The following is a 25,495-nucleotide window of genomic DNA, read 5'->3' as shown; positions in this document are numbered from 1 at the left end:
CGTGGCCTGGCTTGCCGAGGACGCCTGGGCTTGCGGAATTCGGTATGCTTCCCGACTTGTTTACCAACGGATTACGAGCCGGGCGGCATGACATGACCTATCGCATCGAACGGTACAAGGATGGCGTCCAGGTTGCGGCGACCTCTGTGCCGTGGCCTGAGGGGTTCGTCGTTGGGGTCGCCAAGAAGTGGCTTGCTCGTGGGGATGCCGATTTCATCCGCGTGGTAAGCACGGCTTACGTCGGCGCACCCGAGGTCTGGTCCGGCCGTCGCGGTCCCGGAAGCGCCTGAAAGCCTCGGCCTCGTGATGGAGCAGGGAGGTCACGCGACCTCAAGCCCCTCTTTCTGTCACCCCCTCCGCGCCCGGTGAGGATGTGGCAACCCTTCAGTGCCATAGCCGTTTTCATCGACTGGTGTACGATGGTGTCCGGCAACCTAGATTCGGCCTTGCCGTGTTGCCAACATCGTCTGCCTGAGGCATACGCCGCACAGCCCGCGGCGGGGATCGGACATCGCGCGAGCAAGGATACGTAAATGCCATTCACACCACAGCAGTTTCGTGACGCGGTGGCCCGTGACCAGATGGCATTGCTGAACGGCACCGCCCCTCAGGGGGTGTTCGCTTGCTCGGATTGCGGCATCCCCCTCCAGGAGACGGTTACGGGAAACAGGCCTTGCGGGGACGGCAAGCACCTGTGCAGCGACTGCTTCTACGAGGAGTTCGGGCGTGAGATCGACGCCCATCCCATCGCGACGCTGCGGGTGCTCCGCGGAGCCTGAATCTTGCACACGTTTTTCCTGGGCGAAGCCGAGGTCGGCGCCTATGCGGCCGACCTCGCGGCCCGTCTCGTCCAGATCTACAAGGAAGATCCGGCCAGCGTACCGAAGGTTTGGGTTTCCCTCGGCGTCTCGGGCGACAAGCTGACGGACGTGCTCCTCGACAAGGTCACCGGAACCGAGGTTTCCCCGGACCTCATCTACCGGGCTGCGTTCGACCGCGGAAGCAACGAGGCTGTCGGCCGGGATGGCGACGAGTTGCCTCGGGATCTGAAGGATGCCACGGTCCTCGTTATCGACGCGGCCATCCATTCCGGCATGAGCATGCGGCATCTCGTGGATGCGCTCTCGGCACGGTCCTGCGATACCATATTAAGCTACTCGCTCGTTGTTAAGGTCACCTCCGAGTTCGTCCCGTCCCTGTTCGGGTTGATGATCGGGGAGCACGACCGGGCCTTCTTCCAACTCGACCGCATCCCGAACAACCGCCTCCTCAAGAAGCCTCCGTTCGGCTCGGTCCGGCTGCTTCGGCAGGAGGACATCGAACGCTCTCCCGACCACGTCTCCTGCGGCGTCCCATCGATAGACCGCATGACCTTCGGCGACCTGTGGTATTACACTAAAACCCAGCGGTCGTTCGTGTATCTGTACGAAATCGGGGGCAAGGTCGTCGGGTTCATCCACTTCAAGCGTCTCGACGGTCAGCGGCTGTTCGTGGATCTCGTGGCCAGCCATACCGCTGTGCAAGGCCAAGGTGTCGGCGGAGTGCTGATGCGGTGGGCCGAGACCTATGCGCGTGCAGCCCGAATGGCAGCGATTGAGCTATGGGCCATCGATGGGCGCGTCGGCCAATACGAGCGTTTCGGGTACGGGAAGACTGGCGAGAGCATGCATCTCGGCGGCGAGGGTGAGCTGTATCACCACATGCGCCGGAAACTCCTCTACAACCTCAAGCCGGATGGCATGGACGAGAAGGCAGCCTAGCGACCGTTGACCGACAGCGACCGACGTACGTGTTTGACTGGCCTCACCCGACCTAATCGCGCTTACGGCCCCGCCCACGACACTCGGACCGAAATCGTCAGGCCCGAACGGCTCGCTGCCGAGCCGTTCGGCAGTTCATGCCTTTTCCATCGAAACCGGCGACTGGCGATCCATCTTCCCGGGTCGCGGCACGACGACAGCGTCGTGGACCATCGGGAGCCGCCGCAATCCATCGAGCAGAGTGGTGTGCTCCTCGGTTCTGCGTGAGTCATCCCAGACGAACGGGATGAGCACGTCCCACCTCGGATCGGCACCGTAAAGCGAGGCGTCGGCCGCAACCTCCTCGACAATGTCGGCGAAGCGCTTCCTCGGCCGGACGAACTTGACCTCCACGACAAGGCGCAGGCTAGGGATGGTCAGGTCCATGCGCGGGTTCTTGGGTCCGACCGGTTGGGTGTACTCCTCGGCCCTCAGGTCCGGGAACAGGGGTGCCAGCACGACCCAGAGCAGGTTCTGCACGTGGTACTCGTTCTCCACCTCCCACCTGACCGCGCTCGACCGCCTCGTCAGCGGTCTCTCGTCCCAGGTCCACCCGCGTAACGAGTGCGCGACGCCGGACAGGACCCTGACGACATCGCTCGGTTCGAGCCGCCCCAGCCGCGCCGGCATGTTGCGCGCGCACATCGCATCGAAGGCGCGGAGCGTCAGCGCGGCCCGCGCCGGGCCCCCATCTCCGGGGGCGAGCCGCATCGCGTTGCGCCAGGCATCCGGCCCGCAACCCGCATCCCCATCCACGCATCCCAGATCGGTCAGCGCGACGCGGATCTCGGGCAGCATGCCGGACAGGTCCGGCCGCCCCGGCGCCTCCGACACGTGCGCCGCGGCAACCATCAAAGACCGGTTGAAGGGCGACAGGGACGGCATGCCGGCGCTGGTCACCGCCAGCGTGCCGAGCACTCCGTGCGCAGCACCTTCCAGCGAGCGGGCGCCCAACGCCACACCGAGCATGGCGACCCCGTCGACTTCCAGGGTCGGTTCCCGAAGGGGGCGATGCCAGTGCCTCGCGGCGAGCCAGCGAACGCCGTCGGCGAGGACGGGGCGGACGGCTTCCGGTAGCCGCCGCGCCGCGGCGGCGTAGCCCAGTGCCGCGACTTGGCGGAACGACCGTTCCGTGGGGATGCCAAACCCTTCGGCCGCAGCGACGGCGACATCGGCCAGGGGCGCCGGGTCGCCGAGGACCCAGGCACGGAAGGCCTGCGGCAGCGGCGCCTCGTCGACGACGGCGGAGGCTGTCGCGAGGGCGGCCCTGATCCCGCCGACGTTTGGTCCCTCCCCTACAGGAACCATGGCCGGCGCATCACCGGATTGCCGAGGACGGCGTCCGGGTCCCAGTTCGGGGTACGCTCCAGGCCCGCCAGCTGCCGGGCGACCTGCTCGGCGTAGCTCAACGAGACAGGCAAGCGCGACGAGCCGAAGTTCCGCCAGCTATGGCATGCGAAGTTGCCGACCTGCCGGGCCAGCATCCGCATGTTGCGATACGTCGAGCGGTCGTGGAGCCGGAGCAGGACGGGATCGGGCAACCCCTGCCGCTCGCCCTTCACCTCCTTGCGGCCGACCAAGGTCACCAGCCATTCCCGGTCGCCGAGGTCGACTGCCTGTCCGCGCTCAGGTGCGAGCGGCGCCGTGGCATCCCCCGGCGCGTCCAGGTCGAAGACGGTGAAGGGATGGTCCTCGACGACGTGCAGGAAGGCGAATTCCATGCGCTTCAGCCCGAGTTGTTCGACCGCCTCCACCACGGCGTCGGCGGCATCCCGCCCGAGTTGGGTGAAGGCATGAAACACGAGCCGGACCCGGTCGTCAGGTAACCATCCGTCATCCGCGCGAATGCGCTCGACCGCCTCGACCACGACTCGGCGCAATGCATCGGGCAGCCCCTCGTAGCTCACTGCCGATGTCCTGCTGTCGAGGACGTAGGCCCCCTGTGCCGTGAAGACGGTGGCGATGCCCACGACACGCTGGCCGGCACCCCGCCGACCCCGCTTCTCCACATGGGAGCCGAGCCCGAACACGAACTCGTGCGCGTCGCTCTGCGGCGCGGGTAGGAGCCATGGCAACCCGCCGAGCTTGGCGTAGGTCTGTAGCGCCATGCTTGCCAACGAGCAGGCGTACTCGAACTTCTTCATCCCGATCATCTCGACCGAGACGGACTGGACGACCGTGCCCTGCTTCAGGAACGCAGCCTTGCCCATCCAATACGGGCTGTCCTCATAGGGGCGGGCCATCCACTCCCTTGAGACCAGCAGCAGGGCTAGGTCCCAGCGCACGTCCCGGCCAGCCGCCTCCTCGTTGGCCTGGCGCGCGGCGACTGCGAAATCCTCGCCGGCCGACCCGGCTGCCGTGAAGAAGTGGACCTCGGGCTGTTCCAAGCGGAAACGTCCCACCAGTCCGGTCCCGTGCGGGACAAGGCCGCCGGGCCCCTTGCTCCTGACGTCGGGCAGCCCGTTCAGGAAATGGCCGACGACCGCCTGCATCTGCTTGAGGAGCGCCGCCTCGCACACGACCGCGATCCTGAGCCTTTTACGGGCGAAGCTCTCGCGGTCGTAGGGCCCGACCTCGTCGAGGCCTTTCTGTGGTGTGAGAAACTGCGTACCGACCGTCCCGCCTGGGTCGAACATCAGCTTCGGCTTGAAGATGGCCTCGGCGGGCGGGAACCAAGCGCCGTCGACGGACTGGTCGAGAGGGCCCTCGAATACCAGCGGGACGCCGTCGGCGAGTTGCATGGGCTGACGCGACAGCCACCCGAGGATCGACCGTGCAGTGCCGAGCATCTTCGGTCCGGCATGGGAAGCTGCCTCGATCTCCGCGATCTCCGCCATCACGGCGTCCGACCTCCCCTGCGTGAGCGCGGCGACCACCGCGGCGAAGTTCGTCCGGGAGGGTTCGAGGAACAGCTCCGTGTCCGGGACCTGCACCGGCCCATCGCCCTGGTCCTCCAGTGTCAGGGTCCCGTCATCGTCCACGGCGAGGATGCGACCTGCATAACGCAGCAGGTCGGAGACCTTAGGGTCCGGCGTCTCCCGCACCGTGGAGACGGTCGCCCCAAGCAACGGCACCCCGAGCTCGCGCAATTGCCTGACCGGTGCGTCGATGATCGTACGGAGTCTGTTCGAACACGTGAGGACGACCGACGGGACGCCGCGGCGGATGAGCACCCGCGCGTCGAACTCCAGCACCATCCGCTTCTTGAGCCAGTCGGGCAACCCGAGCGATGCGGGCAGCACGTTCTCGGTCTCGGGCCTGCCGGCCTCGACCACCAGCGGTCTCCGCTTGGTGATGCGATAGCCCTTCTCGGCTCGGGCCGTCAGTTCCCGTAGGACGGCTTCGCGGGCGAGCGCCGCTACGAGATACGGGTCTTCCGAAGCTAGAAGGGACTGACGCTCGGCTGGCAACGCCGCGTCCGACGTCAGGGGGACGACCACGATCTCGTCGCCCCTGCGGATGGCATGCACGTCGGCCGGGGCGCGGTCCAGAAGCTCGTGGAGCACGGTCCGGTCGTAGGGGACCAGGGCTGCCGGGAGGGCGCCTTTCGGAATTGCGATGCGGAACGCGTTTATCGCGAGACGTGGATCCCGCCGTTCGCCTGCCCAGGAAGCCATGCCTGACCATACGCGCCGATTGCCGGCCAGGAACGAGGCGCCCGTGCCGGAGAGGCGGCCATCCACATACAAGGCCGTCTATCCTACGCGGCCCTTCGACACGCCACGGTCGGCGCGAGCTCCGGGCCCGGAACATCCCTCACCCCAGCCGTTCCGGTTCGGTGTAGGCTGACTGGCGGCGCGGCACATCTCGGGAGGACGCATCCGGGCTGCGGTCCATGGTGCGGAATAGCGACCCCGTTGGACCTGCTGGCCTGCCGCGCTCGACGGTGTAAGGATATCCGCGCCGGTCCTTAGGGCTCCTGCCGGAGACTGTAAGACGGGATGGGGGCGCCTCGGACGGGCCCACGGTCATGCCATCGCCGACTCGGCGCGCGGCAAAAGTTAGAAGCGGGTGAGACCGAGCTGTCTCTAGGCTGTCCTAGCTGGAAATGCGCCTGCAGACAGCGTCGCTAAGCCATTGTGAAACCTGGCGACCCCGGTAGGGCTCGAACCTACGACCTGCCGCTTAGAAGGCGGCTGCTCTATCCAGCTGAGCTACGGAGTCAGGATGCCAAGCGGCCCCAGAAGCCACGGGCTCGCCCGGGGGTCAAGCGCGAGACGAAGACGTCCGCCGCCCCCGGGTTCACATCGGCGGTGACGATGTGGACGTCTGGATCGTGCCGCGGATCCGGATTGGGGTTGCGCGACGCTGCGGATCCGGACAGGCCGGGGCGCGGTTCATGCCGGGGCACCGCGCCCCCGTCCGGAGACCGAGGTTGCCCGCGCCGAGTCCCACAGCTTCGCCCCCTGGGCCGGCCCGGCGCCGGTGGAACGCCGCGGGTCGGGGCAGCCTGAACCGGCCGGGCTCGGACCTGCGGCGCCTGCCGACGGGCCTCGACCTCCGGAACGTCCGGCTCGTGGAGGGCGTGCGCGCCGCCTTCGCGTTCGGCGTCGTCATCCTCCTCAACATCTGGATCCAGTGGGCGCCGCTGCTGACGATGGCGCTCGCCGCCAACCTCGCCTGCTTCTGCGACAACGGCGGCCCGATGCGCGCCCGCCTGCGGGTTCTCACCGCCTTCTCGGTCCTGGGCGGCCTGCTCTGGGCCGGACTCGGCCTGATCCAGCCCCTCGGCCTGCCGGTGGTCGTCCCGGTCGCCTGCGCGCTGATCTTCGCCTGCTCGTACGCCCGCGTCTGGAGCGTTCAGGCCCAGTCGGCCGGCAACGTGCTCGTGGTGGTGCTGTGCATCGCCCTCGACCGGCCCCTGACCCCGGAGCAGGCGGCCGTCACCGCGCTGATGTTCGCGGCCGGCGGTCTCTGGGCGACGTTCCTGGCCCTGGTGATCTGGCGGCTGCACCCGTACCGGCCGGCCCACCGGGCGGTGGCGGAGGTCTGGCACAACCTCGCCCGGCTCTGCGGCGACCTCGAGCGGCTCGTCGTCCTGCCGGAACCCGATACGGCCGCCTTCGACGGCCACGCGCGGGGCCACCGGCGGGGCGTGCGGGCGAGCATCGAGACCGCCCGGACCATGATCCTCGACCTCGCCCGCTCCCGCGAGCGCGTCTCGGACCGCACCGCCCAGGCCCTGCTGCGCCTGGAGAGCGCCGAGCAGATCTTTTCCGCGCTGATCGCCGTCGGCGAGCTGATCGACAGCCGTCCCGATGCCCGCCGCCGGGCCCTCGCCAAGGTCTTCCTGCGGCGCCTGCGCCCCCTCTTGGTGACCATCGCCCGGGCGATCCGCGACGACGTCAACCTCGACCTCGACCGTCTGGAACACTCCATCGCCCGCGTGGCCGAGGGGCTGTCGGAGGATCCGACCCTCGCCCGCCTCGCCGAACGGATCGTGGGGCGCGTGCGGATCGGCGCCAAGCTGTCGACCCCGGAGGGCTATCGCCCCGGCGGCACGCTCACGGAGGGCGGCAGCCTCGACCGCTGGACCCGCTATGTCGGGCCGCTGCGGCAGAACTTCACCCTGGCCTCGCCCAATCTCCGGCACGCCCTGCGGGCGAGCGCGGTCGCGGCCCCGGCGCTCGCCGCCACCCTGACCTATGCGGGCGCCTTCACGCACTGGCTGGTGATGACCGTGGTGCTCACCATGCAGCCCTTCTACGCGGCGACGTGGCAGCGGGCGCTGGAGCGGATCGGCGGCACGGTGCTGGGCGGCCTCGTGGGCGCCGTGCTCGCCTACTACGCCACGAGCCCCCTGGCGGAGGCCGGGCTGATCCTCGTGCTCAGCATCGTCGGCTTCGCGGCGCGCCAGATCTCCTACGGCTTCTTCGTCACCTGCCTGACCCCCCTCGTGGTGCTGCTGGTCGAGCTGCTGGAGCCCGGCCACAGCTCCTGGGAGATCGTCGCCATGCGGGGCGGCTTCACGGTGCTGGGCGGCGTGATCGCGGTGGCGAGCTGCCTGGTGCTGTGGCCGATCTGGGAGCCGGATCAGGTCCGGCAGGAACTGCGCCGGGCGCTCAAGGCCCAGGCCGGTCTCGCCGAGGCGGTGCTCCGCGCGCCGCCCGGCGAGGGCCGCGAGACCGCGATCGCGGCGCAGAGCCGCGAGGCCGGCCTCGCCCTCAACGATCTGGAGGCGGCGCTCTCCCGCGCCCTGCAGCAGCCCCGGGCCGGCAGCCACCCGGAGGTGGAATCCGCCCTGGTGGCCGACGCGACCCTGCGCCGGATCAGCGCCCGGCTCATCGTCCTGCGGCACGCCCCGGAGGCGGCGGCCCCCGAGGCGGAGCCGTGGCGGGCCTGGATCACCGCGACTCTGGCGGCCCTGGGCGCGGACAGGCCCGTGCCCGAGCGGCCGGCGCTGGATCGCGGGCAATCGCTCGTGCGTCTCGTCAGCCAGGTCGATCTTCTGGTGGGAACCCTCCGCCCTGGAGAGATCCGGGCTGGGACGGCGGCCGTCGGCGCGGTGCCGGGTCCGGCAAACGGCGCCACCAGCCAGCCCGTCCCTCACGCCTGAGGGTCCGCCGGTCCCGTGCCCCGATCACGGCCGGTTATCGGGGCCCGCGGAGCCCGCGGGCCCGTCCGCCCGTCAGAACCGCGGCAGGGCGTTGGCCGGGCCGCCGGCATGCGGACCGCTGTAGCGGTAGGCGGCCGCCCGCGCGGGACCGGCGGCGTCCCGATGCAGGACGGCGCCGTTGCCGACCCAGCCCGAATAGGCCGAGGCCGGGTAGGGCGAGTGCTTCGAATCCAGGCCCTGCGCGAGGGCGGGCGTGGCGACCGCGGCGACCAGGGCGGCGGCAGCGAGCATGCGGACGGTCATGATGATCTCCTGGTGTCTTCGTACGACTTCAGCGGGAAGTCATCCGGTCAACCGTGTCGCGTGAGGAAGATCGTCGGGTCGGCGGTCTTGATCACTCGGGCTTTGCTTGGCCGAATGTGACCTCTCAACGAGGATATTCTGCTTCGGGTTCGGCCGAGGCCGTGCGCTGGCGCACGACGGAGACGGCCCGGGCCCGGAGGCCGGCCCATCGCTCCGGTCGGGCCGGACCCGGCTCGGGGGTGCGTCCCGCGCGGAAGCGTGCCACAGACCGCGCCGAACGGAGTCCCGCGGAACCCTCTAACATGAAGTTGATCGTCGGCCTCGGAAACCCGGGCGCACGCTATGCGGGCAACCGGCACAATATCGGCTTCCTCGCCGTCGACGCGATCGCCCGCCAGCACCGGGCGAGCCCGTTCCGCCACCGCTTCCAGGGCGAGGCCGCCGAGGCGGTGCTGGGCCCGGAGCGGGCGATCCTCCTGAAGCCCTCGACCTTCATGAACGAGTCCGGCCGCGCGGTCTCGGAGGCGCAGCGCTTCTACAAGATTCCGCTCTCCGACGTGATCGTGCTGCACGACGAGCTCGACCTCGCCCCCGCCAAGCTGCGGGTGAAGCTCGGCGGCGGCAATGCCGGCCATAACGGCCTGCGCTCGATCACCGCCCAATGCGGCAACGACTACCGCCGGGTGCGGCTCGGCATCGGCCATCCCGGCGACAAGGCGCTGGTGCATGCCTACGTGCTCAACGATTTCGGCAAGGCCGAGCTGCCCTGGGTGGACGATCTCTGCCGGGCCGTGGCCGACCACGCCGCCCTGCTCGCCGCCGGCGAGGATGCGAGCTTCCAGAACAAGGTCCACCTCGCCATGGCCGGCCGCGGCTGGGACGAGGTGAAGACGCTGGGCGCCCGAAATTGACACGCCCCCGCGGGGACGGGATATCGGGGCGGGCGAGAGGGTCCGATGAAGGCCGTGCGCCACAAGCCCGGCTGTCGGCGGTTCGATTGCCTCCCGGTGGCTGAGGCCCGGCTCGCCGGTGCCGCGCGTGCTCGACCGAGGACAGGGCGCACGGTGCCGTGTTCGCGGGCCTGACTCTCCGCAACCCTTTTTCGCGCGTCGCCCGACGACGTGCTGCGACGGAACTGACCCATGGGCTTCAAATGCGGCATCGTCGGCCTGCCGAACGTCGGCAAGTCGACCCTCTTCAACGCGCTGACGCAGACGGCAGCCGCCCAGGCGGCGAACTACCCGTTCTGCACCATCGAGCCGAATGTCGGCGAGGTGGCGGTGCCCGATCCGCGGCTCGATGACCTCGCCCGCATCGCCTCGTCGAAGGAGAAGATCCCGACGCGCCTGACCTTCGTGGACATCGCCGGCCTCGTGCGCGGCGCCTCCAAGGGCGAGGGCCTGGGCAACCAGTTCCTGGCCAACATCCGCGAGGTCGACGCCATCGCCCACGTGGTCCGCTGCTTCACGGACGGCGACGTCACCCACGTGGAGGGCAAGGTCGATCCGGCCGCCGACATCGAGACGATCGAGACCGAGCTGATGCTCGCCGACCTCGACAGCCTGGAGCGCCGCGCCGTCGCCCTGGAGAAGAAGGCCAAGGGGGCCGACAAGGAGGCCAAGGAGAGCCTCGACCTCGTCAACCGGGCGCTGCCGCTCCTGCGCGAGGGCAAGCCGGCGCGGCTGGTGGAGCGCAAGCCCGACGAGGAGAAGCTGTTCCAGTCCCTCGGCCTGATGACCGCCAAGCCTGTCCTCTACGTCTGCAACGTCGATGAGCCCGACGCCGACAAGGGCAACGCCTATTCGGACGCGGTCTTCGCCCGCGCCAAGGCGGAGGGCGCCGTGGCGGTGGTGGTCTCGGCCAAGATCGAGAGCGAGATCGCCGTGATGCCCGAGGCCGACCAGGCGGAGTTCCTGGAGGCGGTGGGGCTCGCCGAGCCCGGCCTCAACCGGGTGATCCGCGCCGGCTACGACCTGCTCGGCCTCGTCACCTACTTCACGGTCGGTCCCAAGGAGGCCCGCGCCTGGACGATCACCAAGGGCACCCGCGCCCCCGGGGCGGCCGGGGTGATCCACTCGGATTTCGAGAAGGGCTTCATCCGGGCCGAGACCATCGCGTTCAAGGACTACACGGCGCTCAACGGCGAATCCGGGGCCCGGGACGCCGGCAAGCTGCGGCTGGAGGGCAAGGAGTACGTGGTGCAGGACGGCGACGTGCTGCACTTCCGCTTCGCCAACTGATCCTTCCATCCCGGACGAGCCCGCCATGCCCGATCCCGCCCTCGAGGATTTCGCCGTCGGCGACGTGATCGTCGGCGCGCCGCTCACCGTCACCCGCGACGCCATCGTGGGCTTCGCGCAGGCCTTCGACTTCCAGCCCTTCCACCTCGACGAGGCGGCGGCGGAAGGGACCTTCGTGGGCCGGCTGATCGGCTCGGGCTGGCACACGGCGGCTTTGGGCATGCGGCTGCTCCAGCAGGGACCGTTCAAGGGCGGTTCGTCGCTCGGCGCGCCGGGGATCGACGAGCTGCGCTGGCTCGCGCCGGTCCTGCCGGGGGACGCGCTGACGCTGACCTTCCGGGTGGTGGGGCTGCGCGATTCGGCCTCCAAGCCCGGGCTCGGTTTCGTGACCGCCGAGGTCGCCCTCGGTAACCCGCGCGGCGAGACGGTGCTGACCCAGCGCTTCACCTTCATGCTGGCCCGCCGCGGCACCGATCCCCTGCCCCCGCGGCCGGTGGAGATCGGCGTGCCGGGACCGGTCGCCGAGCCGGAGGATGCCGAGATCCTGCCGTTCCTGCGGGATGCCGAGATCGGCGCCGTGCGGGAGCTGGGCGCCTATCCGTTCACCGCCGAGGCGATCATCGCGTTCGCCGAGGCCTACGATCCGCAGGCCTTCCACCTCGACCACGCGGCGGCCAAGCGCAGCCATTTCGGCGGCCTCTGCGCCTCCGGCTGGCACACGGCCGCCGCCTACATGAACCGGATGCTCACGACCCGCGCCCGCGACGCCGCCTACACGGCGACCCGCGGCCCGGTCCCGGAGGCGGGCCCCTCCCCCGGGTTCAAGAACCTGCGCTGGCTGAAGCCCGTCTACGCGGGCGACACGGTCCGGTTCAGCGCCAAGCTCACCGACAAGCGCGCCTCGGCCTCGCGGCCGGGCTGGGGCCTGGCCTTCGCCCGCAACACCGGGGTGAACCAGCGCGGCGAGCCGGTCTTCGCCTTCGACAGCGCGGTCTTCCACCGCTGGGAGCCCTGAGCGCACCGGGCCTGCTCCCGCGCGTTGACACCCCAGACACGGACGGGATCAGGCAGGCATGTATCAGAAGAAGCTCGGCAGCACGGGGCTGTTCGTCTCGGAACTCTGCCTCGGCACCATGACCTTCGGCGGCGGGGCCGGGATGTGGCGCCAGATCGGCGCCCTCGACCAGACGGAGGCCGGGCGCCTCGTCGGACGGGCGCTCGATGCCGGGATCAACTTCATCGACACGGCCGACGTCTACGCGGAGGGGCTCTCGGAGCAGATCACCGGCCAGGCCCTGCGCGACCTCAAGGTCCCACGCGACAGCGTCGTCGTCGCCACCAAGGGCTACGGGCCGATGGGGTCGGGCGCGAACGCCAAGGGCGCCTCGCGCCTGCACCTGATCGACGCCTGCAAGGCGAGCCTCAAGCGGCTCCAGCTCGATCACATCGACCTCTATCAGGTCCACGGCTTCGACCCGGCGACGCCGATCGAGGAGCAGGTGCGCGCCCTCGACATCCTCGTCCAGCACGGCCACGTCCGCTACGTCGGCGTCTCGAACTGGGCGGCGTGGCAGATCGTGAAGGCGCTGGGGATCAGCGCGCGGGCCGGGCTCGCCCGCTTCGAGACCCTGCAGGCCTATTACTCCATCGCGGGTCGCGACCTGGAGCGGGAGATCGTCCCGATGCTGCGCTCGGAGGGGCTCGGCCTCCTGGTCTGGAGCCCGCTGGCCGGCGGCCTGCTCAGCGGCAAGTATGCCGGCGGCGCGGGGGAGGGCCGGCGCGCGAGCTTCGACTTCCCGCCGGTCGACCGCCCCCGGGCCGACGCCTGCATCGACGCCATGCGGCAGGTGGCGGAGGCCCGCGGCGTCTCGGTGGCCCAGGTGGCGCTCGCCTGGCTGCTGCACCGCAAGGCGGTGACCAGCGTGATCGTCGGTGCCAAGCGCCTCGACCAGCTGGAGGACAACATCGCGGCGACCGAACTCAGCCTCAGCGACGCGGAACTCGACGCCCTCGATGCGGTGAGCGCCCTGCCGCCGGAATATCCGGGCTGGATGTTCGAGCGCCAGGGCGCCCGGGCGCAGCAGCTCGCGGAATCGGGCCGGCCCGGGGTGCGGTGAGGCGGCTCACGCCGCCTTCCGGCGCTCCGGATAGAGCCCGTACAACCCCTCGGCGCTGGCCTCGCAGATGCCGCGTTCGGTGATGATGCCGGTCACCAGCCGGGCCGGGGTCACGTCGAAGGCGGGATTCGCCACGGGACTGCCGGGGGAGACCACCTCGATCGTGGCGAAGCCGCCATCGGCGAGCCGCCCGGTCATGTGGGTGACCTCGCGCCCGTCGCGCTCCTCGATCGGGATCTCCTTGACCCCGTCGTCGAGGGTCCAGTCGATGGTCGAGAACGGCAGGGCGGCGTAGAACGGCACGCCGTTGTCGTGGGCCGCCAGCGCCTTCAGGTAGGTGCCGATCTTGTTGCAGACGTCGCCGCTCGCCGTGGTCCGGTCCGAGCCGACGATGCACAGGTCGACGCCGCCGTGCTGCATGAGGTGGCCGCCGGCATTGTCGGCGATGACCGTGTGCGGCACGCCGTGGCCGTTCAGCTCGAAGGCCGTGAGCGCGGCACCCTGGCTGCGCGGCCGGGTCTCGTCGACCAGGACATGCACCGGCACCCCCCGCTCGTGGGCGGCGTAGATCGGCGCCAGCGCCGTGCCCCAATCCACCGTGGCGAGCCAGCCGGCATTGCAGTGGGTCAGCACGGTGACCGGTCTGTCGCCGCCCTTGGCCCTGTGCAGGTCGGCGATGACCTGGCTGCCATGGGCGCCGATGGCGCGGCAGCTCGCCACGTCCTCCTCGGCGATGCGGCCGGCTTCCGCGAAGGCGCGGGCGAAGCGCTCGTCCGGCGCAACCTGCCGCAGGTTGGTGGAGACCCGATCCAGCGCCCAGCGCAGGTTGATGGCGGTCGGACGTGTCGCCGCGAGCGTCGCCACCGCCCGGTCGATCCCGTCGTGGGAGGCATCCGCCCGCATGGCCAGCGCCAGCCCGTAGGCGGCCGTGACGCCGATCAGGGGCGCCCCCCGCACGATCATCGTGCGGATCGCCACCGCGGCGTCCTCCAGCGTGGCGAGGCGCTTCAGCTCGAACGCGAAGGGCAGGCGGGTCTGGTCGATCACCTGGACGCTGACGCCGTCCGGGTCCGGGAAGATCGTGCGGTAGGGCTGGCCGTCGATATTCATGGCCGCTCCTGTGCCACAGCGGGGCGGCTTTTGCATCCTCCCGGGCGGGATCGCGACGGCCCGAGGAGGCCCGGCCGGGCGCCGGTGAGCCTTCCTCAACCTTAGCAGGTCGTTAAGGCGGTCATGCCTAGCCTCGGGCGTAAGTCCCCGTCTTGCGTCCGGTCCCGCATGCGCTCGCTTCGCCGTCCCGCATCGCCCTACGAGACTTTCGTCGACAGCGTTCGCCCCTTCCTGGGCAAGCGCCTGACGGAACTCGGCGGTTTCGTGCTCTTCACCGGCGCGGTCGCGCTGACCGTGGCCCTGGCCACGTGGTCGATCGACGACCCGAGCCTCAACCACGCCACCGACCACGCCGCCCACAACGTCCTCGGCCAGCCGGGCGCCGTCGTGGCCGATCTCGCCATGCAGATCCTGGGCCTGGGCTCCCTGGCCTTCGTGCTGCCGCCGGTCCTCTGGGGCATCCGGCTGATGCGCGAGCGCAACCTGCCCGAGGGCGGCCTGCGCATCGCGCTCTGGATCATCGGCTTCTGCGCCGCCAGTGCGGTGGCGAGCGCGCTCCCGCCGACGACCCGCTGGCCGCTGCCCACCGGCCTCGGCGGCGTGGCCGGCGACGGCCTGCTGTCGATGGCGCGGGTGATCGTCGGGGCGGTCTCGTCCGCGGCGGCCCATCTCGTCGGCTTCGGCTACGCGGCGGTGGCGATCCTCAGCCTGACCGGTGCCTGCCGCTTCGGCGCCGTCGAGGAGGAAACCCTGCACGACGACCCCTATCCCGTCCGCCGCGCCCCGGCGCGCGGCCGGGAATCGGCCCGCGACGAGCGCGAGGATTCCGACGAGCCGAGCCTCGGCCTCGTCGGTGTCGGCGCCCTGGCGCAGGGGCTGATGGGCCTGCGCGTCGCCGCGGCGGACCGGATCGCGGCATGGCGCGCCGGCCGGGCCGAGCCGATCGACAGTGCCTCGCCGGCCCTCGCGGCCCGGCGCGCCTTCACGGATGCGGATCTGCCCTGGGCCGACCACCTGCCCGAGGGACGGGCGCCGGGGCCGGGTCGGCGCGAGCCGGTCTTCGAGGCGCCCGAGGACGGCCCCCCGGCCACGACCGCCCGCCGAATCGCGGCGCCGCAGGTCGATGCGGAGGACGAGCTGGAGGCGTTCGAGGCGCCGCAGAGCCCGGTCCCGCCGCGCTCCGAACCCACCGCCTCCCGGGTCGCTCCGCCCCCGGCCGCGCCGGTGCCGGCGCGCCGCGCGCCCGCGCCGCCCGTCCGCCCGGAGGATTACGCCCTGCCCGCCCTCGACCTGCTGGCCGCCCCCCGCGGCCCGTCCCAGGCGAGCCTGATCTCGGCGGACGCCCTGGAGCAGAACGCCACGCTCCTCGAGGCGACGCTGGGCGATTTCGGCGTGCGCGGCGACATCCTGGCGGTGCGGCCGGGCCCGGTCGTCACCCTCTACGAGCTGGAGCCGGCACCGGGCACCAAGTCCAGCCGCGTCATCGCGCTCGCCGACGACATCGCCCGGTCGATGTCGGCGGTCTCGGCCCGCGTCGCGGTGGTGCCCGGCCGCAACGCCATCGGCATCGAACTGCCGAACGCCAAGCGCGAGACGGTGTATCTGCGCGAGCTCCTGGCCTCCACGGACTTCGCCGAGAGCAAGCACAAGCTGGCCCTGTGCCTGGGCAAGAACATCGGCGGCGAGCCGATCATCGCCGACCTCGCGCGCATGCCGCACCTGCTGGTGGCCGGCACCACCGGCTCGGGCAAGTCGGTGGCGATCAACACCATGATCCTCAGCCTGCTCTACCGGCTGAAGCCGGAGGAGTGCCGGCTGATCATGGTCGATCCGAAGATGCTGGAGCTGTCGGTCTACGACGGCATCCCGCACCTGCTCTCCCCCGTGGTCACCGACCCCAAGAAGGCGGTCATCGCCCTCAAATGGGCCGTGCGCGAGATGGAGGAGCGCTACAAGAAGATGGCCAAGATCGCGGTGCGCAACATCGACGGCTACAACGCCCGGGTCGCCGAGGCGGCGGCGCGCGGCGAGGTGCTGACCCGGACCGTGCAGACCGGCTTCGACCGCCACACCGGCGAGGCGGTCTACGAGGACGAGGCGATGGACCTGGCGCCGCTGCCGTACATCGTGATCGTGGTCGACGAGATGGCCGACCTGATGATGGTGGCCGGCAAGGACATCGAGGGGGCGATCCAGCGTCTGGCGCAGATGGCGCGGGCGGCGGGCATCCACCTGATCATGGCGACGCAGCGGCCTTCGGTGGACGTGATCACCGGGACGATCAAGGCGAATTTCCCGACCCGGATCAGCTTCCAGGTGACGAGCAAGATCGACTCGCGCACGATCCTGGGGGAGATGGGCGCGGAGCAGCTTCTGGGCCAGGGCGACATGCTGTTCATGGCCGGCGGCGGGCGCACGACCCGGGTGCACGGGCCGTTCTGCTCGGACAGCGAGGTCGAGACGGTGGTCGCCCACCTCAAGCGCCAGGGCCGTCCCAGCTACCTCGACGCCGTCACGGCGGATGACGAGGAGGGCGCGCCCGAGAAGGGCGGCGAACGGGCCGGGAAGGGGAAGGCCGGCGCGGCGGAACTCGAACTCGACGGCGCCGTGTTCGACCAGGGCTCCTTCGGCGAGGCCGGCGGCGATCTCTACGATCAGGCCGTGCAGGTGGTGCTGCGCGACCAGAAGGCGTCGACGAGCTACATCCAGCGCCGCCTGCAGATCGGCTACAACCGCGCCGCCTCGCTCATGGAGCGGATGGAGATCGAGGGCATCGTCGGTCCGGCCAACCATGCCGGCAAGCGCGAGATCCTGGTGGAGGAGGCGGTCGGCTGAGCGTGCGGGCGCCGGTGCCGCCGGTTCCGGTCCGGTGCCCGTCCCAGTCCCCGGCCTCATCCTGATCTCTTGGGGCCGGAATGCCCGGTCCGACAGCCCGCAGCGTCGCGGTCAAAAATTTTCGCTCGGCCTGGAACCCGTCCTCACCCGGCACGTTACGCGCGTGCGAGGCCCGGAAACGGGCTCGCGGTGAGGGCGCCGGACACGGTGTCCGGCGTCGCTTGTAGTCACGTTGCTCGTCGGAGGATGTGGTTATGAGGACTTACGACGTTTCGCCCCTGTTCCGGTCGTCCATCGGGTTCGACCGCCTGTTCGAGCTGCTCAATCAGGCTGAGCGCGTCGAGCCTTCGGCCGCTTGGCCGCCCTACAACATCGAGAAGGTCGCCGAGGACCAGTATCGCATCACCATGGCGGTGGCGGGTTTCACGCCCGAGGAGATCGAGCTGACCCAGCAGGACACCACGCTCCTGGTGTCCGGTCAGAAGGCCGCCCAGGAGGGCGAGAGGCACTACCTCCACCGCGGCATCGCGGCGCGCACCTTCCGCCAGACCTTCAATCTGGCCGAGCACGTGACGGTCGTGGGCGCGTCCCTGGAGAACGGCCTGCTCACCGTCGCGCTGAAGCGCGAGGTGCCGGAGGCGCTCAAGCCCCGCCGCATCGCCATCGGTGGCACGACGGCGGCGTCCGGCCAGGACAACGCCCCGGCTCAGATCGCCCGCGACGCCAAGGCAGCCTGATCGGCGGCCCGGGCCGCGCGTCCGGGCACCCCATGCCGACACGCATGACATCCCTCACGGGTCCGCGGACCCGCCGCGGGCCTGTTCCCACGACTGCATCGCATGCGCTGGAGAATGGACCATGAGCGTGAGAGATCTGATTCCCTGGAGCCGCAGCACGGCCCCGGCGCCCACCGCCCTGTCGCAGGAGCCGGCCAGCCCGTTCCTGACGCTGCACCGGGAGATGAACCGCCTGTTCGACGACGTGTTCAGCGGGTTCGGCGGCGTGCCGAGCCTCGCGAGCCGCGGCATCGGCTGGCCGCAGGTCGAGCTGGTGGAGGCGGACGGGGCGCTGCGCGTCTCCGCCGAGCTTCCCGGCCTCGACGAGAAGGACGTCGAACTCCTCATCGCGGACGGTGTCCTGACCTTGAAGGGCGAGAAGCGTGCCGAGACCACCGACAGGGCGCGCGGCTATTCCGAGCGCAGCTACGGCCGTTTCGAGCGGTCGATCGCCCTCCCCGTGCCGGTGGAGGAGGACAAGGCCGAGGCGACGTTCCGCAACGGCGTGCTCACCGTGACGCTGCCGCGGGCCGCCGAGGCGCCGGAACGCCGTCGGCGCATCGCGATCAACGCTACCGGCGCGCCGGCCGCCAAGCACTGAGCCGGCTTTGGATCGACCTTGCCTGCGGCCGCCCCGGCGGCCGCAGACCTGAACGCATGATGCGGCCGCCGGTGCGTCCCAACGTGCCGGCTGCCCCTGCCTTTACTCACGGCGAGGAGGGTTGCATGCAGCCGATCGATACGACGTCCATCCATCCCGAGATCGAGCGCCTCGGTCCGGTGGCGGCCGCCACCCTGAGACCGCAGGCGGTCGAGCCGTTCGACGCCTTCGTGGCGCCGGGCGACGTCTTCCGGCATCCCCGCGAGGTGCTGCGCTATCCGGGCCTGTCGCACGCCGAGAAGCGGGCGATCCTGGCCTCCTGGGCCTCGGACGCACGGGCGGTCGAGTCCTGTCCGGCGCTGCGCTGCTTGCCCGGTTGCCGGGCCGAGCCCGTGCCGCTCGACGCGATCCTGGACGCGCTCCAGGCGCTCGACGAGGGTTCGGCCCCGCCCGTCTCTCCGGCGCCGCCCAAGCCGCTCGTCCCCGCGGCGTTCACCCGCCGCTGGCGGCGCGGTCCGACCGGGCGCGAGCCTCAGCTGAACTGAGCCGGAGGCGTCCGATGGCAACCTTCGACCTGAGGGGTGGGCACAGGCACGTATCCCGGTTGCGGCACGGCCGGCGTGGCGGGCCGGGGCAGGCGACCTACGGGGCCGTGCTGGGCCGCTGGATCCTGTCCGCCGCGCTGTGCGTCACTTTGGCCGCGCTCTGCCCGTCACCGGCCCTGCCCTGGGTGCTGGCCGTGCTGCTGAGCCTGTCGGGCTTCGTGTGGCTCGGTCTTGCGATCACGCAGGCCGGGCCGCCGGCCAACACCCCGCATCTGACTGCCTGGGACGCCGCGCTGCTCTCGTTCGCGGCGAGCTTCGGCGTGCAATCGGCGGCGCGGCTTGGTCTCTTCGGCGGCTGAGCGCGCCTCAACAGGGAGGCAACCATGCAGGATCGTACGATCGGACTCGGAGACGACACGCCGCCCGCGGGCGCAACGAGGCGCGCCGGCCGCCGGGCGCCGATCCGCCACGGCGGGCGCTCCGTCGAGACATCCGGCCGCGCCCGGGCCGAGAGGGGCGGCCTCGCCGTCGAGCGGGCGACGCCTCCGGAGATCGGGCCGCCGATGGGCTGGACCGGCGAGACCGGCACGCCCGCCACGGAGGAGGCGCCGACAGGCCCGACAGGGGAGCGGGCGGCAGCCTCTGCCCCGGGCCGGAGCCGCCCCGACAGGCCCGCGCCCGACCCGGCGGACCGACGTGGTCGGCCAGGCACTGTGCGGGTCTGGCGCTCGAACCGGGACGCGGCGCCCGTGCAGGTCCGCGCGACGGCGCAGGGTCGTTCCGCGGACGATCGCGTGACGGAGGGGCTGCCGGATCTGGAGCGAGCCCTGGTCAACCCGGCCGCGGTGTTCGTCACGCCGGCCGCGGTCCTCGATCATCCCCGGCTGCTGCCCAGCTGCAAGCGCGAAATCCTGCGGCGCTGGGCGTGGGACGAGTACCTGAAGGAAGTCGCCGCCGCCGAGGGCATGGCCGATGGCGAGCTGTCCCGGCTCGACGCCGTGACGGTTGCCCTACTGGCGCTCGGCGAGACGCGGCGTCCGCATCCCGCCGCGCCGGCCGCCGCGATCCCCGGCCTGCGGGGACGCCCGCAGGCCGCGTGAGGCCGGAGCCAGCCGTCAGACCGGATCGGCCGGTCCCGGATCGATCCAGGCTTCGGCCCTCAGGGCGCTGCGGCCCGGCGGTATGCGCCCTGACGGAGGCGTGAGGCTGGCGCGACGCGCCCTCACACCACCGAGAACCGGAACTCCGTCGTCGCCGCGAAGGTCTCGCCCGGCCGCAGGACCGCGGAGGGAAAGGCCGGCTGGTTCGGCGCATCCGGAAAGCCCTGCGTCTCGAAGCAGACGCCGTCCCCGGACCGGTAGATGCGTCCGGAGGGCCCGATCAGCCGCCCGTCGAGATTGTTGCCGCTGTAGAGCTGCAGCGCCGGCTGTGTGGTCCAGACGTCGAGCCGGCGCCCGCTGCCGGGGGCGATGCAGGTCGCGGCCGGCCGCAGCGTCCCTGCGGCGCCGCGCAGGACGAAGGTGTGATCGTAGCCCTTGGCGTAGGCGAGCTGCAGGTCCCCTTCGCGAATCCGGGTCTCCAGGGCCCGGGGCGTGCGGAAGTCGAACGGCGTCCCGGCGACCGGCTGGAGCGCGCCGGTGGGGATCTGGGTCGCGTCCGTCGGCGCGAATGCGTCCGCTTCGACCTGCACGATGTGGCCGAGGACGCTGCCCGTCCCCTCCCCGGCGAGGTTGAAGTAGCTGTGGTTGGTGAGGTTCACGACCGTCGGCCGGTCGGTGACGGCGGCGTAATCGATGCGCAGCACGCCGTCCTCCGGAAGGCTGTACGTCACGCGGACATCGAGGGTGCCGGGAAATCCCTCTTCCCCGTCCGGGGAGCGGCGGCTCAGGATGAGGCGCGTCGCCTCGGAGAGGTCCGCCCGCCACAGGCGCCGGCCGAAATTGTCCGGGCCGCCGTGGAGGGTGTTGGGCGCCTCGTTCACAGGCAGGCGATAGCTCTGCCCGTCGAGGCTGAAGCGCCCGCCCGCGATGCGGTTGGCGTAGCGGCCGACGATGGCGCCGAAGCTCGGGCTCAGCGTCTCGTAGGCCGCGAGGGTGTCGAGGCCGAGGACGACGTTGGCCGAATGGCCGGCGCGGTCGGGCACCTCGATCGCCGTGACGGCCGCGCCGAAATCGATGATGGCGACGCGCAGACCGTCCCGGCTCAGGACATGGCGGGTGACCGGCCGTCCATCCGCGGTGGTGCCGAACGCTTCGGCCGGCATCGGTCTAGCGCTTCCAGACGCCGAGCCGTTCGCTCCGGGCGTGATCCTCGGCCGCGACCAGTTCGGGGCTCGCCTCCGGCGAGGCGCGACCGCCACCGTTGAACAGCACCACCTCGGAGAGGTCGCGCCCGTCCACGAGGCAATTCATGGTCGTGCTGCCGGGGGCGGGCTGGCAGGTCACCGGCCGGTTGCCGATGTACCGGGCCAACTCCTCCGCCTGGCCGCCGCGCACCCATTCGACGCCGAACAGATGCACGACCTTGCCGCCGACCTTGAGGGTCGCGGTATCGATGACTTGGGCCTGTCCCGTCACGGCATTCGGCGGCAGCGGCGCGTCGGGCTCGGACTCGCCTCCGGTTTCGGGGGGCGGCGTGACCGTGTCGGGGGCTGCCGCCGGGGCGCCGGAGGAGGGATTGTTCGGGGTGGCGCCGTTCGGGGCCTCCGTTCGGGGCGCGGCCGGGGCCGCGGGGCGCGCGGGATCGGGCGCACGGCCCTCCAGGACGAGGCCCGCGGCGATCACCGCCGCCAGGGTGCCGGCACTGGCGCCCAGGAGCAGGCGGCGCTGCCGGCGTGCGCCCTCGTCCGCGCCGTCTCCGCCGCGGCCGAACCGGTCGCGCAGACGGCCGAAGCCGTCACGGAGGGACTCTCCGACGCGGCCGGGGCCGCTGTTCCAGGCCGTTGCCGGATCGACCCCCGGGCTCGCCCCCGTGGCCGCGTCGGTCCGGACCGTCGCGGGACGGGCGAACCGGCCGCGCAGGCTCGTCCGCAGGGTGGCGAACCGGCCGGCGGCGCTCTGCGCCAGCACCCGACCCTGCTCGGAGGAGCGCTCCGCCAGGGAGCGGGCCCGTTCGGACTGGGTTTCGACGAAGCGCGCGGTGGCGGCCTTCATCTCGTAGGCGCCGCTCAGCAGGGACGAATCGCGGGCCTCGTCGGCGGCCTCCGGCGCCGATTCGGGTTCGGGCTCGGGCGGCAGGAACAGGGCCGGATGCCGGGCGCGCAGGTCCGCCACGAGATCCACGAGGGTCATCGGCTCGGACGTGTCGTCCCGCAGGCGCACGGCACCGTGTCGATCGAGCACGCGGAGGCCGGTTCCCGCCTCATCGGGGGTGCAGGCGGCCTCGGCCAGGAGCTCGAGGGTCCGAACCGCCACGGGGCGCGGGCGCGCCCGCGCGATCTCGGCCCGGATTGCCTCGCGCAGGGCGAGGCGGCCGGGACCGTCGAGGGCCGGACGCGCCGGCTCCGCCGCCTGTTTCCCCACCACCATCGAAGACGTCATACACCCGATCCCGGCATCACCGCGCGCCGCGTGAAGGAGGCCCGGCCGCGCCTCCCGACGAAGCCCGCCCGGGGCGCCTCACGGAACGCCCGAGCACCGGGACCGATCCCATGACGCACCACCTCGCACGCCCCTGCCCGCCGCGAGGCGGCGGACCATGATTCGGGGCTCTTACGCCTTGCCGGGCGAAGCGGCCAGGGTTCCGGCCTGGATGCTCCGCCGCAGGACGCGACCGGTCTCGCCGAGGATGTAGGGTCGCGTGCCCGCGAAGCCGACCTCCAGGATCAGCTCGGCCTCGCCGCTGGAGACGGCGCCGCGCCCCGGATTGGCGGTGCGGAAATCGACGATCGTGCGGATCGTACAGGTCTCGGCATCGCAGGCGGCGCGCATCGCCCGCGGCTCGTAGCGACGCTCGGGCCAGCGCTGCACGAAGCTGCGCTTCTCGGCCACGAGGCCCGCCGTGGTGATCGGCCGCCCATAGAAGCGCACGCGGGTCGCGTAGAACCGGGTCGCGGCATCGACCATCGTGTCGCTCGAACCCGAGACGGTGGCGAGGTAGCTCGTGGCCAGCGCCCGGGCGGCGGCGACGCGCTCGGCCGAGGCGCCGGATGCCGGGACCATCGCGGCCGGCGTCTCGGCGAGCCGGTGCTGAGGGCGCGCGTGATGGTGCAGGGATTCCCGGACCGGCGGGCGCTCCAGGGCGGCGGCCCGCTTCGGTCCCGGCCCCCGCGTCGCCGCAGCCTTCGGCAGGGCATCCTCCCCCGGTTCCGGTCTGGCGGCCTGCCGGAGCGGCTCGGCGCCGCGCCCGCCTTCGGGCGGGGCTTTCGCCTGAGCGGTGACGGGCTCCTGGGTCTGAGGGCCTGCGGCTTTGAGCGGGGCCTTCGGGGCAGCCGCAACGGGCGCGGCCGCCCGCGGGGGCGGATCCACCCAGCCGCCCCCGCCCGCAGCACCCGGCTGCTGGGCCACGGCAGAGCCCACGATGGCGAGCGGCAGGACCAAGCCCAGGACGAGGGCCTGGGGACGGGCGGGACGTATGGCGGGCATCGGTGCCTTCCTGGCGGCCGGGGCGGACTGGGGGGCGGACTGGGAGAGAACGCGCCTGCGTGAGTGCGGGGTTCCACGGGGGCTTCGGGCGCGCATCACATCCTGCCCGACTGCGCGGCGGCGGCCAGCCCTGGATTGCGGGGATGATGGGGTTGCGTTCGTGCGTTTGGGTACCAAGTCGGGGACAGTCTCGGCCTTTCGCCGTTCCCGCGTTCCCCTGGCACCCCCTTGCCGCCGTGCACCGAGGATCCCTTGGCCCGACCTGAGACCGAAACGCTGTCCGGCACCCGTCCCGGACGCACACGATGAGCACGCGCCAGCGCCGGGCCCTGCTGATCTGTAACGCCAAGGCCCGCAATGGCGCCCTGGATCTCGACGAGGTGCGCGCCATCCTGCGGGAGGGCGGGATCGAGCCGGAGGAGCCGTCGCCGGAGGCCGATTGCCGGGATGTCATCCGCGACCGCGCCGGCGCGGTCGACCTCGTGATTCTCGGCGGCGGCGACGGCACCATGAACTACGCCGCCCCGGCTCTGGTGGAGGCCGGCCTGCCCTTCGCCATCCTGCCGCTCGGCACGGCCAACGACCTCGCCCGCTCCCTCAACCTGCCGCTGGATCCCCTGGCGGCCGCCCGCTTCATCCCCGCCGCCGAGGCGCGGCCGGTGGATCTCGGCTGGGTCAACGGCCACTACTACTTCAACGTGGCGAGCATCGGCTTCTCCGCCGAACTCGCCGGCGAACTCACGGCGGAATCCAAGAAGACCTGGGGCGTGCTCGGTTACGCGGTCGCGGCTGTCCGCGTGCTGCGCCGTGTCCGGCCCTTCACCGTGACGATCGAGCATGACGGCACGGTGGAGAAGGTCACCACGATCCAGGTCTCGGTGGGCAATGGCCGCCACTACGGCGGCGGCATGACCGTCGAGGAGATGGCCGCGGTGGATGACGGCAAGCTGGATTTCTACAGCCTGGAGATCGATCACTGGTGGCGGCTCATCACCCTGCTCCCGGCGCTTCGGCGGGGCACGCATGGACGGGCGGCCGACGTGCGGGCGTTCCACGCGCAGGAGATCCGCCTCTCCACCCGCAGACCCCGGCCGGTGAACACCGACGGCGAGCTGACCACGCACACACCCGCCCACTTCAAGGTCTTCCCGCAGATTCTGCGGGTGCTGGCTCCCGAGCCGGTGCGCGGCCCCAGCCCGTTCGACCTCACCACCCTGGGCAGCCGCTTGTTCCCGACCAGTGAGGCCCCCAGCCTGTGACCGACCTGCTCCAACTCGCGAGCCAGCCGGCCGTCTGGGCCGCCCTCGCCACCCTGGTGGTGATGGAGGTGGTGCTCGGGATCGACAACCTGATCTTCATCTCGATCCTGACCAACAAGCTGCCGGCCGATCAGCAGACCCGGGCGCGGCGTATCGGCATCGGGCTCGCGCTGATCCTGCGGCTGGGGCTGCTCGGCACCGTGGCGTTCATCGTGCAGCTGACCGAACCGGTCTTCGCGGTGCTCGGCCAGGCTTTCTCCTGGCGCGACCTGATCCTGATCGGCGGCGGCCTGTTCCTGCTGTGGAAGGCCACCAAGGAGATCCACCACACGGTGGATCCGGAGCCCGAGACGGACAGGCCAACCGGGGGCAGCCTGGGCTTCGGCGCGGCGATCGGCCAGATCCTGCTCCTCGACCTCGTCTTCTCCGTCGACTCGATCATCACCGCGGTGGGCATGACCGAGCACGTGCCGGTGATGATGGTGGCGGTGGTGGTCGCCGTGGTGGTGATGCTGGTCGCCGCCGAGCCGCTCTCGGCCTTCATCGCCCGAAACCCCAGCGTGGTGATGCTGGCGCTCGGCTTCCTGATCATGATCGGCATGACGCTGATCGCCGAGGGGTTCGGCGCGCATGTGCAGAAGGGCTACGTCTACACGGCCATGGCCTTCTCGGCCGGCGTCGAGGGCCTCAACATGCTGGCCCGCCGGCGCCGCCGTCCCGCCCGGGACGGTGTCCCCGCGTCGACCGGGCCGGCGCGGCGCGCCTGAGGCG

Annotated in this window: 23 protein-coding genes and 1 tRNA gene; 16 read left to right on the top strand and 8 right to left on the bottom strand. The window is 71.3% G+C overall.

The annotated features are described in order from the left end of the window. Positions 1–92: 92 nt before the first annotated feature. The 3 genes from P9K36_RS24295 to P9K36_RS24285 all read left to right on the top strand — a co-directional run bounded on the left by P9K36_RS24295 (position 93) and on the right by P9K36_RS24285 (position 1,760). Positions 93–290, top strand: coding sequence for a hypothetical protein (locus P9K36_RS24295; RefSeq protein WP_278306121.1), 198 nt, complete (start codon positions 93–95; stop codon positions 288–290). Between the two features lie 243 nt (positions 291–533). Further along, the gene (locus tag P9K36_RS24290) at positions 534–779 is read left to right on the top strand and encodes a hypothetical protein (protein WP_278306120.1); all 246 of its coding nucleotides are present in this window, start codon (positions 534–536) and stop codon (positions 777–779) included. 3 nt (positions 780–782) lie between these two features. Beyond that, complete coding sequence (locus tag P9K36_RS24285) at positions 783–1,760, top strand: GNAT family N-acetyltransferase (protein WP_278306119.1); 978 nt, start codon at positions 783–785, stop codon at positions 1,758–1,760. A gap of 135 nt (positions 1,761–1,895) precedes the next feature. Here P9K36_RS24285 and P9K36_RS24280 read toward each other — a convergent pair whose 3' ends face one another. The 3 genes from P9K36_RS24280 to P9K36_RS24270 all read right to left on the bottom strand — a co-directional run bounded on the left by P9K36_RS24280 (position 1,896) and on the right by P9K36_RS24270 (position 5,963). Then, positions 1,896–2,768, bottom strand: a complete 873-nt coding sequence (locus tag P9K36_RS24280; RefSeq protein WP_278306118.1) for a hypothetical protein — start codon at positions 2,766–2,768, stop codon at positions 1,896–1,898. Between the two features lie 326 nt (positions 2,769–3,094). Further along, positions 3,095–5,305 carry a hypothetical protein gene (locus tag P9K36_RS24275; RefSeq protein ID WP_278306117.1) on the bottom strand — a complete coding sequence of 737 codons (2,211 nt, stop codon included), beginning with the start codon at positions 5,303–5,305 and terminating at the stop codon, positions 3,095–3,097. Positions 5,306–5,886: 581 nt separating this feature from the next. Then, positions 5,887–5,963: transfer RNA gene (locus P9K36_RS24270), tRNA-Arg, on the bottom strand. Between the two features lie 211 nt (positions 5,964–6,174). On the opposite strand from P9K36_RS24270, the gene P9K36_RS24265 reads away from it, so the two are divergent. Further along, on the top strand, positions 6,175–8,355 hold the full coding sequence (locus P9K36_RS24265) for an FUSC family protein (protein WP_043759493.1): 2,181 nt from the start codon (positions 6,175–6,177) through the stop codon (positions 8,353–8,355). A gap of 72 nt (positions 8,356–8,427) precedes the next feature. Here P9K36_RS24265 and P9K36_RS24260 read toward each other — a convergent pair whose 3' ends face one another. Continuing rightward, positions 8,428–8,658 carry a hypothetical protein gene (locus P9K36_RS24260; protein ID WP_043387836.1) on the bottom strand — a complete coding sequence of 77 codons (231 nt, stop codon included), beginning with the start codon at positions 8,656–8,658 and terminating at the stop codon, positions 8,428–8,430. Positions 8,659–8,960: 302 nt separating this feature from the next. Here P9K36_RS24260 and pth point away from each other — a divergent pair, with 302 nt between their 5' ends. The 4 genes from pth to P9K36_RS24240 all read left to right on the top strand — a co-directional run bounded on the left by pth (position 8,961) and on the right by P9K36_RS24240 (position 13,015). Next, positions 8,961–9,569: an aminoacyl-tRNA hydrolase gene (gene pth / locus P9K36_RS24255; protein WP_043387837.1), complete on the top strand. Its 609-nt coding sequence runs from the start codon at positions 8,961–8,963 to the stop codon at positions 9,567–9,569. 231 nt (positions 9,570–9,800) lie between these two features. Further along, a complete protein-coding gene (gene ychF / locus P9K36_RS24250; protein WP_043355673.1) occupies positions 9,801–10,898 on the top strand; it encodes a redox-regulated ATPase YchF in 1,098 nt (365 codons plus the stop codon). 25 nt (positions 10,899–10,923) lie between these two features. Then, positions 10,924–11,913, top strand: a complete 990-nt coding sequence (locus P9K36_RS24245) for a MaoC/PaaZ C-terminal domain-containing protein (protein WP_278306116.1) — start codon at positions 10,924–10,926, stop codon at positions 11,911–11,913. 58 nt (positions 11,914–11,971) lie between these two features. Next, the gene (locus P9K36_RS24240; protein WP_278306115.1) at positions 11,972–13,015 is read left to right on the top strand and encodes an aldo/keto reductase; all 1,044 of its coding nucleotides are present in this window, start codon (positions 11,972–11,974) and stop codon (positions 13,013–13,015) included. Between the two features lie 6 nt (positions 13,016–13,021). On the opposite strand, the gene mtnA is transcribed toward P9K36_RS24240, so the two are convergent. Beyond that, positions 13,022–14,125: an S-methyl-5-thioribose-1-phosphate isomerase gene (gene mtnA, locus P9K36_RS24235; protein WP_111473573.1), complete on the bottom strand. Its 1,104-nt coding sequence runs from the start codon at positions 14,123–14,125 to the stop codon at positions 13,022–13,024. A gap of 168 nt (positions 14,126–14,293) precedes the next feature. Here mtnA and P9K36_RS24230 point away from each other — a divergent pair, with 168 nt between their 5' ends. The 6 genes from P9K36_RS24230 (at position 14,294) to P9K36_RS24205 (ending at position 19,982) form a co-directional block, all read left to right on the top strand. Beyond that, positions 14,294–16,960 carry a DNA translocase FtsK gene (locus P9K36_RS24230; protein WP_043759488.1) on the top strand — a complete coding sequence of 889 codons (2,667 nt, stop codon included), beginning with the start codon at positions 14,294–14,296 and terminating at the stop codon, positions 16,958–16,960. Between the two features lie 254 nt (positions 16,961–17,214). Then, positions 17,215–17,697 carry an Hsp20 family protein gene (locus P9K36_RS24225; protein WP_043346827.1) on the top strand — a complete coding sequence of 161 codons (483 nt, stop codon included), beginning with the start codon at positions 17,215–17,217 and terminating at the stop codon, positions 17,695–17,697. Positions 17,698–17,818: 121 nt separating this feature from the next. Beyond that, positions 17,819–18,337 (top strand): Hsp20/alpha crystallin family protein, encoded by a 519-nt coding sequence (locus P9K36_RS24220; protein ID WP_043346830.1) that lies wholly within the window; start codon positions 17,819–17,821, stop codon positions 18,335–18,337. 125 nt (positions 18,338–18,462) lie between these two features. Next, entirely contained in the window at positions 18,463–18,882 is a 420-nt protein-coding gene (locus P9K36_RS24215) for a hypothetical protein (RefSeq protein ID WP_043384098.1), read from the top strand. Between the two features lie 14 nt (positions 18,883–18,896). Continuing rightward, complete coding sequence (locus P9K36_RS24210) at positions 18,897–19,241, top strand: hypothetical protein (RefSeq protein WP_278306114.1); 345 nt, start codon at positions 18,897–18,899, stop codon at positions 19,239–19,241. A 24-nt stretch (positions 19,242–19,265) separates the two neighbouring features. After that, a complete protein-coding gene (locus P9K36_RS24205) occupies positions 19,266–19,982 on the top strand; it encodes a hypothetical protein (protein ID WP_043384093.1) in 717 nt (238 codons plus the stop codon). A gap of 122 nt (positions 19,983–20,104) precedes the next feature. Here the strand turns inward: P9K36_RS24205 and P9K36_RS24200 are convergent, their stop codons facing one another. From P9K36_RS24200 to P9K36_RS24190, 3 genes are all read right to left on the bottom strand, one after another. Further along, complete coding sequence (locus tag P9K36_RS24200; protein ID WP_278306113.1) at positions 20,105–21,145, bottom strand: aldose epimerase family protein; 1,041 nt, start codon at positions 21,143–21,145, stop codon at positions 20,105–20,107. 4 nt (positions 21,146–21,149) lie between these two features. Next, complete coding sequence (locus P9K36_RS24195) at positions 21,150–22,421, bottom strand: hypothetical protein (protein WP_043384087.1); 1,272 nt, start codon at positions 22,419–22,421, stop codon at positions 21,150–21,152. 171 nt (positions 22,422–22,592) lie between these two features. Continuing rightward, complete coding sequence (locus P9K36_RS24190; protein ID WP_278306112.1) at positions 22,593–23,465, bottom strand: hypothetical protein; 873 nt, start codon at positions 23,463–23,465, stop codon at positions 22,593–22,595. Positions 23,466–23,770: 305 nt separating this feature from the next. On the opposite strand from P9K36_RS24190, the gene P9K36_RS24185 reads away from it, so the two are divergent. After that, positions 23,771–24,724 (top strand): lipid kinase, encoded by a 954-nt coding sequence (locus tag P9K36_RS24185; RefSeq protein WP_043346841.1) that lies wholly within the window; start codon positions 23,771–23,773, stop codon positions 24,722–24,724. Continuing rightward, positions 24,721–25,491, top strand: a complete 771-nt coding sequence (locus P9K36_RS24180) for a TerC family protein (protein ID WP_278306111.1) — start codon at positions 24,721–24,723, stop codon at positions 25,489–25,491. The genes P9K36_RS24185 and P9K36_RS24180 overlap by 4 nt, the downstream gene beginning before the upstream one ends. Positions 25,492–25,495: the final 4 nt, after the last annotated feature.

Source organism: Methylobacterium sp. 391_Methyba4, from assembly GCF_029691625.1.
GTDB classification, from domain to species: domain Bacteria; phylum Pseudomonadota; class Alphaproteobacteria; order Rhizobiales; family Beijerinckiaceae; genus Methylobacterium; species Methylobacterium fujisawaense.
This window is presented reverse-complemented; position numbering and strand designations above follow the sequence as displayed.

What these genes read in the sequence shown, in the direction of transcription:
- P9K36_RS24295 (WP_278306121.1), top strand. Translation starts at nt 93, where the DNA reads ATGACCTATCGCATCGAACGGTACAAGGATGGCGTCCAGGTTGCGGCG.
- P9K36_RS24290 (WP_278306120.1), top strand. Translation starts at nt 534, where the DNA reads ATGCCATTCACACCACAGCAGTTTCGTGACGCGGTGGCCCGTGACCAG.
- P9K36_RS24280 (WP_278306118.1), bottom strand. Translation starts at nt 2,768, where the DNA reads ATGCTCGGTGTGGCGTTGGGCGCCCGCTCGCTGGAAGGTGCTGCGCAC.
- P9K36_RS24260 (WP_043387836.1), bottom strand. Translation starts at nt 8,658, where the DNA reads ATGACCGTCCGCATGCTCGCTGCCGCCGCCCTGGTCGCCGCGGTCGCC.
- pth (WP_043387837.1), top strand. Translation starts at nt 8,961, where the DNA reads ATGAAGTTGATCGTCGGCCTCGGAAACCCGGGCGCACGCTATGCGGGC.
- ychF (WP_043355673.1), top strand. Translation starts at nt 9,801, where the DNA reads ATGGGCTTCAAATGCGGCATCGTCGGCCTGCCGAACGTCGGCAAGTCG.
- P9K36_RS24245 (WP_278306116.1), top strand. Translation starts at nt 10,924, where the DNA reads ATGCCCGATCCCGCCCTCGAGGATTTCGCCGTCGGCGACGTGATCGTC.
- P9K36_RS24240 (WP_278306115.1), top strand. Translation starts at nt 11,972, where the DNA reads ATGTATCAGAAGAAGCTCGGCAGCACGGGGCTGTTCGTCTCGGAACTC.
- mtnA (WP_111473573.1), bottom strand. Translation starts at nt 14,125, where the DNA reads ATGAATATCGACGGCCAGCCCTACCGCACGATCTTCCCGGACCCGGAC.
- P9K36_RS24230 (WP_043759488.1), top strand. Translation starts at nt 14,294, where the DNA reads ATGCGCTCGCTTCGCCGTCCCGCATCGCCCTACGAGACTTTCGTCGAC.
- P9K36_RS24225 (WP_043346827.1), top strand. Translation starts at nt 17,215, where the DNA reads ATGAGGACTTACGACGTTTCGCCCCTGTTCCGGTCGTCCATCGGGTTC.
- P9K36_RS24220 (WP_043346830.1), top strand. Translation starts at nt 17,819, where the DNA reads ATGAGCGTGAGAGATCTGATTCCCTGGAGCCGCAGCACGGCCCCGGCG.
- P9K36_RS24215 (WP_043384098.1), top strand. Translation starts at nt 18,463, where the DNA reads ATGCAGCCGATCGATACGACGTCCATCCATCCCGAGATCGAGCGCCTC.
- P9K36_RS24210 (WP_278306114.1), top strand. Translation starts at nt 18,897, where the DNA reads ATGGCAACCTTCGACCTGAGGGGTGGGCACAGGCACGTATCCCGGTTG.
- P9K36_RS24205 (WP_043384093.1), top strand. Translation starts at nt 19,266, where the DNA reads ATGCAGGATCGTACGATCGGACTCGGAGACGACACGCCGCCCGCGGGC.
- P9K36_RS24200 (WP_278306113.1), bottom strand. Translation starts at nt 21,145, where the DNA reads ATGCCGGCCGAAGCGTTCGGCACCACCGCGGATGGACGGCCGGTCACC.
- P9K36_RS24195 (WP_043384087.1), bottom strand. Translation starts at nt 22,421, where the DNA reads ATGACGTCTTCGATGGTGGTGGGGAAACAGGCGGCGGAGCCGGCGCGT.
- P9K36_RS24190 (WP_278306112.1), bottom strand. Translation starts at nt 23,465, where the DNA reads ATGCCCGCCATACGTCCCGCCCGTCCCCAGGCCCTCGTCCTGGGCTTG.
- P9K36_RS24185 (WP_043346841.1), top strand. Translation starts at nt 23,771, where the DNA reads ATGAGCACGCGCCAGCGCCGGGCCCTGCTGATCTGTAACGCCAAGGCC.